General features: G+C 72.8%; 10 protein-coding genes, 2 tRNA genes and 2 pseudogenes. 3 read left to right on the top strand and 11 right to left on the bottom strand.

Features of this window, described 5'->3' with window-relative positions; genetic code table 11:
- The 8 genes from J7E97_RS23160 to J7E97_RS23195 form a co-directional block, all read right to left on the bottom strand.
- Nucleotides 1-1,484, bottom strand: a 1,484-nt coding sequence (locus J7E97_RS23160) for a glycosyltransferase family 39 protein (protein ID WP_215030545.1), incomplete at its 3' end; no start/stop codon positions are given.
- Nucleotides 1,484-2,749 (bottom strand): dolichyl-phosphate beta-glucosyltransferase, encoded by a 1,266-nt coding sequence (locus J7E97_RS23165; RefSeq protein WP_215030546.1) that lies wholly within the window; start codon nucleotides 2,747-2,749, stop codon nucleotides 1,484-1,486. The genes J7E97_RS23165 and J7E97_RS23160, both read right to left, overlap by 1 nt.
- 25 nt (nucleotides 2,750-2,774) lie before the next feature.
- Nucleotides 2,775-4,328 carry a HAMP domain-containing sensor histidine kinase gene (locus tag J7E97_RS23170; protein ID WP_308346723.1) on the bottom strand — a complete coding sequence of 518 codons (1,554 nt, stop codon included), beginning with the start codon at nucleotides 4,326-4,328 and terminating at the stop codon, nucleotides 2,775-2,777.
- 140 nt (nucleotides 4,329-4,468) lie between these two features.
- Nucleotides 4,469-5,236, bottom strand: a complete 768-nt coding sequence (locus J7E97_RS23175; protein ID WP_215030547.1) for a response regulator transcription factor — start codon at nucleotides 5,234-5,236, stop codon at nucleotides 4,469-4,471.
- A 76-nt stretch (nucleotides 5,237-5,312) separates the two neighbouring features.
- Nucleotides 5,313-6,206, bottom strand: a complete 894-nt coding sequence (locus tag J7E97_RS23180; RefSeq protein WP_215030548.1) for an amidohydrolase family protein — start codon at nucleotides 6,204-6,206, stop codon at nucleotides 5,313-5,315.
- A complete protein-coding gene (locus J7E97_RS23185) occupies nucleotides 6,175-6,522 on the bottom strand; it encodes an antibiotic biosynthesis monooxygenase (RefSeq protein WP_215030550.1) in 348 nt (115 codons plus the stop codon). Before J7E97_RS23185 ends, J7E97_RS23180 begins: the two co-directional genes overlap by 32 nt.
- Nucleotides 6,523-6,624: 102 nt before the next feature.
- Nucleotides 6,625-7,518 carry a DUF2797 domain-containing protein gene (locus J7E97_RS23190; protein WP_215030551.1) on the bottom strand — a complete coding sequence of 298 codons (894 nt, stop codon included), beginning with the start codon at nucleotides 7,516-7,518 and terminating at the stop codon, nucleotides 6,625-6,627.
- 6 nt (nucleotides 7,519-7,524) lie between these two features.
- Nucleotides 7,525-7,890: a PH domain-containing protein gene (locus tag J7E97_RS23195; RefSeq protein WP_215030552.1), complete on the bottom strand. Its 366-nt coding sequence runs from the start codon at nucleotides 7,888-7,890 to the stop codon at nucleotides 7,525-7,527.
- Nucleotides 7,891-8,217: 327 nt separating this feature from the next.
- Here J7E97_RS23195 and J7E97_RS23200 point away from each other — a divergent pair, with 327 nt between their 5' ends.
- A complete protein-coding gene (locus J7E97_RS23200) occupies nucleotides 8,218-8,493 on the top strand; it encodes a hypothetical protein (RefSeq protein WP_215030553.1) in 276 nt (91 codons plus the stop codon).
- A 231-nt stretch (nucleotides 8,494-8,724) separates the two neighbouring features.
- Here J7E97_RS23200 and J7E97_RS23205 read toward each other — a convergent pair.
- A tRNA-Arg gene (locus J7E97_RS23205) sits at nucleotides 8,725-8,797 on the bottom strand.
- A 205-nt stretch (nucleotides 8,798-9,002) separates the two neighbouring features.
- Nucleotides 9,003-9,093 (bottom strand) — tRNA-Ser (locus J7E97_RS23210).
- A gap of 200 nt (nucleotides 9,094-9,293) precedes the next feature.
- Between J7E97_RS23210 and J7E97_RS23215 the strand changes: the two genes are divergently transcribed.
- Nucleotides 9,294-9,719, top strand: coding sequence for an SSI family serine proteinase inhibitor (locus tag J7E97_RS23215; protein WP_215030554.1), 426 nt, complete (start codon nucleotides 9,294-9,296; stop codon nucleotides 9,717-9,719).
- A 119-nt stretch (nucleotides 9,720-9,838) separates the two neighbouring features.
- Nucleotides 9,839-10,606, top strand: a pseudogene (locus J7E97_RS23220) (PAS domain-containing protein); the annotation flags it as partial.
- 1,230 nt (nucleotides 10,607-11,836) lie between these two features.
- Here J7E97_RS23220 and J7E97_RS36175 read toward each other — a convergent pair.
- Nucleotides 11,837-12,202 (bottom strand): annotated as a pseudogene (locus J7E97_RS36175) (serine protease); the annotation flags it as partial.
- Nucleotides 12,203-12,462: the final 260 nt, after the last annotated feature.

A 12,462-nucleotide genomic window follows, 5' to 3' on the forward strand; every position in this document is an offset into this window, starting at 1 on the left:
GACCCGGTGTGCGCGGTGGCCACCGTGGTCAGGCAGTACGCGAGGGGCCCGGCCAGTGCCGCCGCCAAGCCGACCGCCGCCACGCCGAGCGCGGCACGCCGGCCCAGCCGCGCGCCGAACGGCAGCACGAGCGCCGCGCCGAGTCCGGCGACGAGCACCCCCCAGCGCAGTCCGGGCGCGTACCCGGTGGAGCGCCCGAGCAGCACGAACGCCCAGTACGACGTGACGATGAGGGTCCCGGCCAAGGTCAGCGACGCGGCCCGGCCACCCCGCTCCTCCCACAGGACGGCGATTCCCATGCCCACGAGCGCGGCCACGAAGGGCGCCAGGGCGACGGTGTAGTACTCGTGGAAGATCCCCTGCATGAAGCTGAAGACGAGTCCGGTGATCAGCAGGGCGCCGCCCCAGGCGAGGAAGGCCGCGCGGGCCATGCCCTCCAGCGAGTCGGTGGCCCGGCGGGCCCGCCAGGTGACCACGAGGCCCGCGACGAGCAGGATCAGGGCGGCGGGCAGCAGCCAGGAGATCTGGCCGCCGATGGTGGACGAGAACAGCCGGTCGATGCCGGTCTCTCCCCAGCTCATCCCCCCGCCGCCACCGCCGCCACCGGCGCCGCCGGGACGTGCGCCGCCGCCGACGCTGCCGGTCTCCTCGCCGTTGATCCGGCCCAGACCGTTGTAGCCGAGGGTCAGTTCCAGGAAGGAGTTGGTCTGCGAGCCACCGATGTACGGGCGGGAGGCGGCGGGCCACAGTTCGACGATCGCCACCCACCAGCCGCCTGCCGCCACCATCGCGAGCCCGGACAGCAGCAGCTGCCCGAGGCGCCTGCGCAGCCGGGTCGGCGCGCAGAACGCGTACAGCAGGGCCAGCGGCGGCAGGATGACGAACGCCTGCAGGGTCTTGGTCAGGAAGGCGAAGCCGACCGCGACCCCGGCCCACACGAGCCACTTGGTGTGCGCCCCGTCGAGGGCCCGCAGTACGCAGTACACGATGACGGTCATCAGCAGGGCCAGCAGCGCATCGGGGTTGTTGAAGCGGAACATCAGCGCCGCCACGGGCGTGAGCGCGAAGACCGCTCCGCTGATCAGCGCCGCCGCCGGCCCGAACTGGCGGCGCACGGCGGCGTAGAGCACGGCGGTGGTGCCCACGCCCATCAGCGCCTGGGGCACCAGGATCTGCCAGGCGCCGAGCCCGAAGAGCCGGACCGACAGCATCATCGGCCACAGGGCGGCCGGGGGCTTGTCGACGGTGATGGAGTTGCCCGCGTCGGAGGAGCCGAAGAAGAAGGCCTTCCAGCTCTCGCTGCCCGCTTGGGCGGCGGCGGAATAGAAGGAGTTGGCGTAGCCGGAGGCCCCGAGGTCCCACAGCAGCAGGACGGCGGTGGCGACGAGCAGCCCGGTGAGGGCGGGGCGCTCCCAGCGCGGCCGGTCGGCGTGCGCCCTGGCGGCCAGGGCGGGCGGGTGGAGCGGCAGTGCTGCCGTGGTCATCAGGAGGCGTCCTTCGCGGGGGTGACGCGCCGTTCGGGGAAGACCCAGGCGCGGAAGAGCAGGAACCGCAGCACGGTGGCGGCGAGGTTGGCGGTGATCAGGACGGCCAGTTCGGTGCCGTGCGCCGCACCGCCGCCCGCTGCCGCCAGCGCGGCGAGCGAGCCGCTGGTCAGGGCGAGACCGATGGCGAACACCACGAGCCCCTGGGCCTGGTGGCGCACGGCACGGTCGCGGCCCCGGACGCCGAAGGTGAGCCGGCGGTTGGCGGCGGTGTTGGCGACGGCGGAAAGCAGGAGCGCGGCCGCGTTGGCGAGCTGGGGCCCGGCCACGGTCCGGGCGGCGGAGTAGAGCAGCAGGTAGAGGAGGGTGGAGAGGGCTCCGACGGCGCAGAAGCCGAGCAGCCGGCGGGCCAGAGCGCGCGGCACCCCGGGCAGGGCGGTGCGATCGCGCGGATCGTCACCGAAGGGGCGGGCGAGCCGGTCGAGCGGGAGCGCGCCGACGGCCAGCGCCCGGCCCACCCGCCAGACCCCCTTGATGTCCTCGGCGGCGGTGCGGGCGATGTGGACGGTGGAATCGGGGTCGTCCACCCAGTCCACCGGCACCTCGTGGATCCGTAGTCCGGCCCGCTCGGCGAGGACCAGCAGCTCGGTGTCGAAGAACCAGCCGGAGTCCTCCACGAGCGGCAGCAGCCGTTCGGCGACCTCCCGCCGGATGGCCTTGAAACCGCACTGGGCGTCGCTGAACCGGGCGGACAGCGAGGAGCGCAGGAGCAGGTTGTAGGCGCGGGAGATGAACTCCCGCTTCGCTCCCCGGACCACCCGGGACGAGGGGGCCAGGCGGGTGCCGATGGCGAGGTCGGAGTGGCCGGAGATCAGCGGGGCGACCAGCGGCAGCAGGGCGTTGAGGTCGGTGGAGAGGTCCACGTCCATGTACGCGAGCACGGGCGCGTCGGAATCCGACCACACGGTGCGCAGGGCCCGGCCGCGGCCCTTCTGTTCCAGTCGGGTGCTGCGCACTGCGGCGACGCGGGCGGCGAGGGCCTCGGCCACCTCGGGGGTGCGGTCGGTGCTCGCGTTGTCGGCGATGGTGATGCGGAAGGGATACGGGAAGGTCCGGGTGAGGTGTTCGTGCAGCCTGTGCACACAGGGCCCGAGGTCCTTCTCCTCGTTGAAGACGGGGATCACCACGTCGAGGACGGGCTCACCCGGTACGGGTGCGAGGGACGCCCGCACCGGGAGGGCTCCGGGAGAGGTGTCGGTTGGCATGCTCCGACCCTCCCGGCCGGGGCTGTCACCGCTGTGTGCTGACCCTGTGCCCCGTCTGTGAGTCGTGTGCGTCGGCGATGCGGCCACCTGCGGCATCGGCCGTGCCGAGGGGCAGCAGCACCTCGAAGCAGGTCCGGCCCGGCTCGCTGCGCACCTCGACCCGGCCGCCGTGGGCGCAGACCACGGCCTGGACGATGGCGAGTCCGAGGCCGGTGGAGCCCGCCGCACGGGAGCGGGAGGCGTCCCCGCGGGCGAACCTCTCGAAGACGTGGGGCAGCAGGACGGGTGGGATCCCGGGCCCGTCGTCTTCGATCCGGAGCCGGATGGCGGATGTTTCACGTGAAACGTTGGCCCTCGGGGCGAGGGATGTTTCACGTGAAACACGCGCCGTGATGGTCGTCCCGGGCGGGGTGTGGACGCGGGCGTTGGCCAGCAGGTTGACCAGGACCTGCTGGATCCGGGCCGGATCGGCGTGCACCGGAGCGGGCTCGTCGGGCAGTTCCAGGCGCCAGTGGTGCTCGGGGCCGGCGGCGCGGGCATCGCTGACGGCGTCCACGACGAGCGGAGCCAGGTCGGTGTCACACGTGGACAGCGGGCGGCCCGCGTCGAGGCGGGCCAGCAGCAGCAAGTCCTCCACCAGGCCGGTCATCCGGGTGGCCTCGGACTCGATCCGGCCGAGGGCGTGGCGGGTGTCGGGACCGGGCTCCTCCCGGCCGCGGCGGGTCAGTTCGGCGTAGCCGCGGATCGAGGCCAGCGGGGTGCGCAGCTCGTGGCTGGCATCGGCGACGAACTGCCGGACCCGGGTCTCGCTCTGCTGCCGGGCGGTGAGCGCGGAGGAGACGTGGCCCAGCATCCGGTTGATGGCGGCGCCCACCTGCCCGACTTCGGTCCGCGGATCGGCCTCGGCATCGGGGACCCGCTCGTGCAGGACGGGCTCACCGCTGTGCAGGGGGAGCTCGGAGACCCGGGTGGCGGTGACGGCGACCCGCCGCAGCGGCCGCAGGGCGACGCCGACCAGGGCCTGTCCGGCGAGGGAGGCGGCGATCAGCCCGGCGAGGGTGACGCAGACCTCCACCGCGATCAGGGTGCGCACGGTGGAGTCGACCTCGGCGAGCGGGAAGCCGAGGACGAGGTTCCCGTCGGGTCCGGTCAGTACCCGGTAGCCGCCGAGGCCGGGCAGGCGCAGCTCGACCGAGCCCGGACGCCCTCCGGCGGCCTTGCCGGTGCCCTTGCCGGTGGCCTTCCCTGCGGCCCGGACGAGTTCCGCCGCCTGAGGCTCGGTGAGGGGCTGATGGCTGTCGTAGCCGGACCCGCCGATGGCGGCGCTGCGGTCGCTGCGCGCACTGCCGACGACCTTCCCCGCGGGGTCGAGCCTGATTCCGACGGCCCCCAGCGGGGACCCGGGCGCCAGCACGAAGTTGAGGTTGCCCTCCCGGCTGGGCTTGCCCGCGCCGGGGGCCCTGCTCGCCATCTCCACGGAGACGCGCAGCTGTTGGTCGACCTTGTCGACCAGGTACGAGCGCAGCGCGAGGGTGGTGACGGTGCTGATGGCCGCGCCCACGACGGCGATGAGCGCCACGGCCGAAACCACCAGCCGGGTCCGCAGGGACCAGGGCCGACGGCCCCGTCCCGCCCACCCGGCTCGTACGGCCCCTCCGGGCGGACGGGACGGGAAGCGCAGGCCGGACGGGAAGCGCGGGGAACGCAGCCGGAAGGCCACTACTCGGCCGGCTTGATCAGATAGCCGGCGCCCCGGCGGGTGTGGATGATCGACGGGAGCCCGGTGCCGGCCTCGAGCTTGCGCCGCAGGTAGGAGATGTAGAGCTCGACCACATTGGCCTGGCCGCCGAAGTCGTAGGACCACACGCGGTCCAGGATCTGCGCCTTGCTCAGCACCCGGCGCGGGTTGCGCATCAGGTACCGCAGCAGCTCGAACTCGGTGGCGGTCAGGTGGACCTCCTGGCCACCCCGGCTCACCTCGTGGCTGTCCTCGTCGAGCCGCAGGTCTCCGACCTCGAGCACCGAGCCTCCGCGGGCGGCCTGCGCCGCGCCGGAGCGCCGGACCAGGCCGCGCAGCCGGGCCACGACCTCTTCCAGGCTGAACGGCTTGGTGACGTAGTCGTCGCCGCCCGCCGTGAGGCCCGCGATACGGTCCTCGACCGAGTCCTTGGCGGTCAGGAACAGCACCGGGACATGCGGGAGCTCCCGCCGCAGTCGGCCGAGGACGGCCAGCCCGTCCATATCGGGAAGCATGATGTCGAGGAGTACGACATCCGGCCTGAACTCCCGCGCCGCGCGCACCGCGCCCGCCCCGTCACCCGCACTGCGGACCTCGCAGCCCTCGTAGCGCAGGGCCATGGAGAGCAGTTCGGAGAGGGCGGCCTCGTCGTCCACGACGAGGACCCGGCACGGGCGGCCGTCGGGCCGGACGAGAGCCGTGTGGTTGCCGGCGGACGTGGACGCGTGGGAGGTGGTCGTCGCAGTCATGCGTACACGCTGGCCGCCACCTCTGAGAGCGTTCTTGCCTGAACCTGTGAATTCACTGAGAAACCCCTCCCGCCCCTCAGGCCAGCCGGAACAGACGGGCGCCGTTGTCGTGACAGACGGCGCGCAGCCAGTCGTCGCCGAGGCCGAGCCGCTCGAGGGCGGCGAGCTGGTGCTCGTAGGGGTAGGGGATGTTCGGGAAGTCGGTGCCCAGCAGGATCCGGTCGCCGAGGTCCGCGAGCCGGCCCCGGTCCTGCGGCGGGAAGCCGCTGAACTGCTCCGAGAAGTCGGTGAAGGCCATCGTCGTGTCGAGCCGGACCTCGGCGTACCGGCCGGCGAGGTCGAGGAAGTCGGCGTACTCGGGCATCCCCATGTGCGCGACGACCAGCGGCAGCCGGGGATGGCGGGCCAGCAGCCGCGCGATCGGTTCCGGTCCGGTGTACTTGCCCGCGACGGGCCCCGAACCGCAGTGGACCACGATGGGGATACCGGCCTCCGCGAGCAGCCCCCAGACCTCGTCGAGCCGGTCGTCGTTGGGGTCGTAGCCGCCGACCTGGAGGTGCGCCTTGAAGACCCGTGCCCCGGCCCCGACGGCCTGGCGCACGTACTGCGCCGCCCCGTCCTCCGGGAAGAAGGTCGCGGTGTGCAGGCAGTCGGGCGTGCGGGCGGCGAAGTCCGCGGCCCAGGAGTTGAGCCAGGCGGCCATGGCCGGCTTGTGCGGGTAGAGCATGGAGGTGAAGGCCCGGACCCCGAACTCCCGCAGCAGCGCGACCCGCTGCTCCTCCTCGTGGCGGTACGTGATGGGCCACGCGACACCGGTCAGCGGACCGATCGCGTCGAAGTAGTCCCACACCTTGTCCAGCACGCGCCCGGGCATGAAGTGGGTGTGTACGTCGACCAGCCCGGGCACCCCGAGCCGCTCCCGGAAGGCCCGGACGGCCTCAGCTGTCGCCGTGGTCACGGACAAATCCATGGCTCCGCTCCACCGTCGCGACGTGCAGCGTGTAGCTCTCGTACCAGTCGGCCCGGCCCTGCTTCATGGCCGCCTGGTGCTCCATGTCCCGACGCCAGGCGGCGAGGGACTCGTGGTCGCGGAAGTAGCCGACGGTGATGCCGAGCCCGCCGGGGGTGCGCGCGGACTCGTAGCCCAGGAAGCCCGGGTTGGCGCCGACGAGCTCGGTCATCCGGTCGAGGGTCTCGGAGTACCCCCTGTCGTCAGCGGTCCGGACGCTCGTGAAAACACTCATGACATACGGCGGTTCGAAGGCCGGTACGGGCTGGATGCTCATGCCCACACCCTCTGCGAGCCGGGCCGGGCATGTCCACCGCAATCCGCCCCGGCAAGGCAAAGGGATCCAAGTTTTGACCTTGGTCCCGGCGCCCGGCAGCGCTCAGAACAGCCCGTCCTGACCACCGGGCGCCCCCGGCAGGACCGCCGGGATCCCGGCCACGGGCACATCGGTGGCGGTTCCTTCCCCCGCGGCCGCCAACTCCCAGCCCGCCAACAGCCGGGTGTCGACGACCAGCCCGTCGGCGAAGTGCAGATCCGGTCCGGCCGCGGCGACGAGCCGCCCGGCGACGGTCCCGCCGGCCACCATCTCGGAGATCACCCGATCGGGAAGGGGAATCCCCTCCAGCCCGAACGCCTCCACGTGGTCGCGGACCTCGCACCCCAGCCGCTCCAGCGACTCGGGCCACCCCTCCAGCGCGGCCGCCCGCGCGTGCAGTCCGGCGACCTCCGCGGCCCGCTCGGGCCCCGGCGGCAGGTGACCCCGTACGGCCCGCTTGCGGGCGTAGGCGATCCGGTCCGGCACCCCGAGCGCGGCCCGCAGCAGCTCCTCCGTGCGCCGGGTCGCCATCAGCGGCCCGCGCCCCAGCCAGGCCCAGGTCACCGCACCCTGCTCCAGCAGCCGCGCCGACCCGCGCTCCTCGGCGGTGATGCCGACCTTGACCAGGCCCGGCCCGAACCAGGCGAGGTACACCCGATAGGTCCGCGGATCGGCGGCGTTGGTGTCCGCCGCCACCGAGAAGGACCGGTCCAGACGGGCGCACTCGGGGCACTGGGCGTTCCCGCTCCGGCCGGGCACGGTCCGCTCCGTCGGGCACGGCGTCCGCCGCCCGGCCCTGCGGACACCGAGACAGCGGCGCTCACCGCGCCCGGCGAAGACGAGCGACTGCCCGTACGCGAGGGGACTGCTCCGCTCCCCCCGGCCCGGCCCCTGCCCGTACCAGCCGATGGCGGGCCCGCCCTCGATCCACCGGATTCCGGTGCACCACCAGGTCATGGCCGGCTACCGGGCGACGAACTGCGTCAGGATCGCCTGGACCTCGTAGATATCGACTCCCTTGGTGAAGGTCTTGGATATCGGCTCCGAGCTGCCGGAGAGCCATATCTTCAGCTCCGCGTCCAGATCGAAGTGGCCCGCCGTCTCCACCGAGAAATGCGTGATGCTCCGGTAAGGGATCGAGTGGTATTCCACCTTCTTCCCCGTGAGCCCTTGCTTGTCGATGAGCACGAGCCGCCGGTCGGTGAACAGGATCGTGTCGCGGATCAGCAGGTACGCGGCGTGCACCTGCTCCCCGTGCCCCAGCAGCCGCGCGTACTCGCGGTGCGCCGACGCCGGATCCACTGCGTGCGCATTGCCGAACAGTCCCATGGGGCCCCCTGCCGTCCCGGTGAATCGATCTCGATCGAGACCGCGGCCTCGATCTCCAAGAACCGTATCGGGCCCCGGCGTGACCCGGCGTCCCCCGCCGGAGCCATCTCCCCCCGTAGCTCCCCGGAGCTAGCCCTCCTCCCTGAGGAGGAGGGAGCAGTACAGCGTGACCAACCGGTCGGGCACGCATCGGGCACACGTTCAGCTGCACGGGTTGACGCACTCCAGGCCATGATCCTATGGTCCGCCTTGCGCGTGGTCGCAGCCGACGGCGATGAAAGCCGACCGGATTCTGATTAATGCCGAACTGAGCGAGTGAGGGTAGTCGTGGGGTTGCTGCTCTCGTACCTTGCCATTTTCCTCATTGAATGCGCCTTGATGGCGTTGCAGATGGTCGGCGCGTTCCTGCTTGTATTGAGTGCCGCTCTGTTCATCCGGCGCTCCGCTCTTGCACGCAAGCGTCGAGCCGATGACCACTTCCCGAAAAGGACGCCAGTGGCGCCGTATGTGCTGGGCGGCGTCGGCATTTGCTTGCTGCTTCCCACCTCGGCAGCGCTGTTCCTCGGGAGGGAGTCGGGCCTTTTTGAAACCTGGGCGATATAGGCCGAAACCGTTGTGGTCCGCGGGGGCACCGTCGGACCGGCTACGACGCTCCTTCGCCCCTCACAACGTCGTCTCCCGGGAGATCCGCTCCGGCGCGTCGAGCTGTGGATGACCAGCAAGCCGTCCGAAGCGATGGGCGGCGCCGGCGGCTGAGGCGGTTGCTGCACTTCGCTGCTGTACGGCGGAAACGCCAGAGGGCCCGGACTTTCGTCCGGGCCCTCTGAGCTGCTGTGCACTCGGCAGGATTCGAACCTGCAACCTTCTGATCCGTAGTCAGATGCTCTATCCGTTAAGCTACGAGTGCTTGGCGGGCCGGGGTTTTGCGCCCCGTTGGCCTTGCGAGAACAACAATACATGGACCTCGCCGGGACGCGAAATCCATTAGCCACACCCGCGCTGACCTGCGGAAACGGCCCGGAAGAAGATCATCCGCTTGGCTTCCGGACGCAGCCGCCCGGGCCCGGAAAGCACTGAAGCCCCGGTCCGCGAGGACCGGGGCTTCACAAGTGCGGAGGCGGAGGGATTTGAACCCTCGATGGGGGGTAAGCCCCAAACCGCATTAGCAGTGCGGCGCCATAGACCGGACTAGGCGACGCCTCCAGCACACCCCCGCGTACGAAGGTGCGTGCAGATGATGACACAGGCCAGGGGCCGGTCACCAATCCGCTCCCACGGTACAAGGAGCGCGGCCCGGAGGGCAAAGCCTTAAGCCCCGTTCCGTGCGGAACGTCGAAGCCGGAACGTCGAGGCCGGACCGTCGTTGGTCAGCCGTACGACGTACGGACGACCTGGAGTGCCCCATGCTGCGTCTCGCCGCTTTCGCCGTCGCATCCGCCCTGACCGCCGCGGCGGCGGGCCCCCTGCCCCCGCTGCCACCCCTGGGGCGGCTGCTGGCGGCCCCCGACCGGCTCACCGTCGCCGTCTCCGACACCGGCAACCCGCGCGCGGACGGCCAGTACCGGCTGGAGTGCAACCCGGCCGGCGGCACCCACCCCCGGGCCGAAGAGGCCTGCGCCCGCCTCGAAGCCCTCACTCGCGAGGGCAAGGACCCCTTCGCCGACCCCAAGCAGCAGCTCTGCAGCATGGTCGACGGCGGTCGCGCCACCGCTCGGATCACCGGGACCTGGCACGGCCGCAGGGTCGATTCCGAGTTCCGCAGGACGAACGGATGCGAAATCAGCCGCTGGAACGAGTTGGAACCTGTGCTTCCGCGTGGGCGCTCCTGACCTGGGAGGATGCGGCGACCGAACGGGATCCGCAGCACATCCGCCCTCTCGCCGGGAGCCCGTGCCCTTAGACTCCTCCCGTGACATGCCGGTAGTTGTAGTCAGGGAGGAAGCACGTCGTGAGCAGCAGGCCATCCCGAGGCGCTGCTCGCCTCGCAGCAATACTCGACGCCCTTCCCGACGCGCTGTTGCTCGTCAACGCCAACGGCACGGTCGTCAACGCGAATTCGATCGCCCTCGAGGTCATGGAGAGCCCCGGTACCGGGCTCGTCGGCCGGGGCGTGCTCGACCTCCTGCCCGAATTCGACTCCAAGCTGATCCCCGGCTCCATGCGCCGGCCCGGCGAGGACGAGGGCGGCCGCGCCCGCCCGAAGCGGATGGTCGCGCGCCGCACCGACGGCAGCGAGTTCCCCGTGGAGGTCACCGCCGCCCACCTCGACGGCCGCGACGCCTACCGCGAGCCGCAGCCCTCGTACACCGGCGACGAGCTGCTGATGCTCGTCGTACGGGACCTCTCGCAGACGGTGGACACCGAGGCCGAGCTGGCCCGCTCCCAGCGCCAGACCGAGATGATCCTGCGGGCCGCCGCCGAGGGCGTCGTCGGCACGGACACCGAGGGACGGGTCGTCCTGGTCAATCCGGCCGCCGCGCAGATCCTCGGCTACCGCGCCACCGACCTCGGCAACCGCGAGCTGCACGGACTGGTCCAGCACTCGCGCACCGACGGCTCGCCCTTCCCCTTCGAGGAGTCCCCGCTCGCCGACACGCTGCGCAGCGGGCGCAAGCACCGGGTGCGCGGCCAGGTGCTGTGGAACAAGGCCGGCCAGCCGGTCGCCGTGGACCTGACGACCTCCCCCGTACGGGACGGCGAGCAGCTCGTCGGCGCGGGGGTGCACGGCGACGACGAGCACCTCGGCGAGGTCGTCGACGGCGACCTCGCGGTGGGTGTGCAGCAGGGCCTGGGCGGCGGTGGCGACGGTGGCCGCGGGGCGGCCGTACAGCCGTCGCTCGTCGGCGAACCAGCCGCAGAGCAACGGCTGTACGAGCCGCGGCGCGCGGACGAGCCGCCGGGCCGCGGCGCCGAGGTACCGGTGGTCCCGCGCCACCAGCCTCCGCAGCAACGCGAACCGGTCCCCTTCGGCCAGGCGCAGCCGGTTCCAGAACCACCCCCCGAACTCCTCGGGCGGAGCGGCCGCCGAGTGGGCCAGGTGGTCGGCGAGGGCGTGCAGGACGGGCAGGTACGGGGTCGCGTCGGGAACGCGCAGCAGGGTCTCACGCACCAGCCGGGCGGCCCACCAGAAAGCCTCGGGACCGGGGACACCGTCGGCAGGGACCTCGGCGCCAAAGCCGGGGCCGCCGCCGGGGCCCCTCTCGGAGGCGCAGCCGGGACCGCTGTCCGGGCCGCAGCCGGAGCGGACGCCGGGGTCACCGTCGGGGCTGCAGCCCGGGCCACCGTCGGGGTAGCCGTCGGAGCCGAAGCGGGGGTCACCGTCGGGGGCGCTGCCGGAGCCCCTCTCGGAGGCGCAGCCGGGACCGCTGTCCGAGCCGCAGCCGGAGCCACCGTCGAGGCCGGAGCGGGGGTCACCGGCGGGGCCGCCGTAGGAGCCGAAGCCGAAGCCGCAGCCGCGGTCCCGGTCGCGGCCACTGGCGGGATCGCAGCCTGATCCGCCGTCGGGGTCACCGTCGGGGGCGCTGCCGGGGCCCCTCTCGGAGGCGCAGCCAGGACCGCTGTCCGAGCCGCAGCCGGAGCCACCGTCGAGGTCACCGTGGAGGCCGCAGCCTGGGCCACCGTCGGAGCCGCAGCCGGGGTCACCATAGGGACCGGAGCCTGAGCCGCCGTCGGGGTCACCGTCGGGGGCGCTGCCCGAGCGGCAGCCTGAACCGCCGTCGGGGTCTCTGTGGGGGCCCCAGCCTGGGCCACCGTCGGGGCCGCCGTAGGAGCCGAAGCCGCGGCCGGGGCCACTGTCGGGGTCGCAGCCTGAGCCGCCGTCGGGGTCACCGTCGGAGCCGGGGCCGCTGTCGGAGCCGCTACCGGAGCGGCAGCCTGAACCGCCCTCGGGGTCGCTGCGGGGGCCCCAGCCTGGGCCGCCGTCGGAGCCGTAGCCGGGGCCGCCGTCGAGTGCGGCCACGAGCCGCGACAACGGGGCCGCGGCCTCGTCCGGCGGGAGCCGGAGCAGGGCTTCCAGGACGGGCCCGATCCGGTGACGGGGGACGGCCCGGCCCAGGGTGTCCAGGGCGCCCGGCAGGTCGAGGTGGGCGGCCTGCAGCCAGTCGGAGAGTTCCTCGTGCGCGAAGCGGTAGCCGTCGCCGACGGGCACGAGGAGCCCCTCGGTGAGCACCGCGGAGGCCCAGCCGGGCCGCCACGGGAACAGCTCCTCGAAGGCCGCCCGGCTCAACTGGCCCTGCCCGGGCCCCAGGCAGAGCCGCGCGGCCTCGTGCACCCGCCCGGCCACCCGCGCGGCCAGCCGCCCCACCCCCGGCCCGTACACCCCGGGGTGGTCCTCCCCCGAACCCGGCCCGGTACCGGTTCCGATGCCGGACCTGGAGCCGGTGCCCGTCCCGATGCTGGACCCGGTGCCGGTGCCGGTCGCTGTGCCGCTCCCGGTGCCGGTCCCGGAGACGGCTCCGAAGCCGGTGCCGGTCCCGAAGCCGGTACCCAAGCCCGAGCCGGTGCCGGTGCCGGTGCCCGTCCCGATGCCGGACCCGGAGCCGGCGCCGGTCGCTGTGCCGCTCCCGGTGCCGG

Source organism: Streptomyces sp. ISL-66, from assembly GCF_018614135.1.
In the GTDB taxonomy this organism is placed as follows: Bacteria; Actinomycetota; Actinomycetes; order Streptomycetales; family Streptomycetaceae; genus Streptomyces.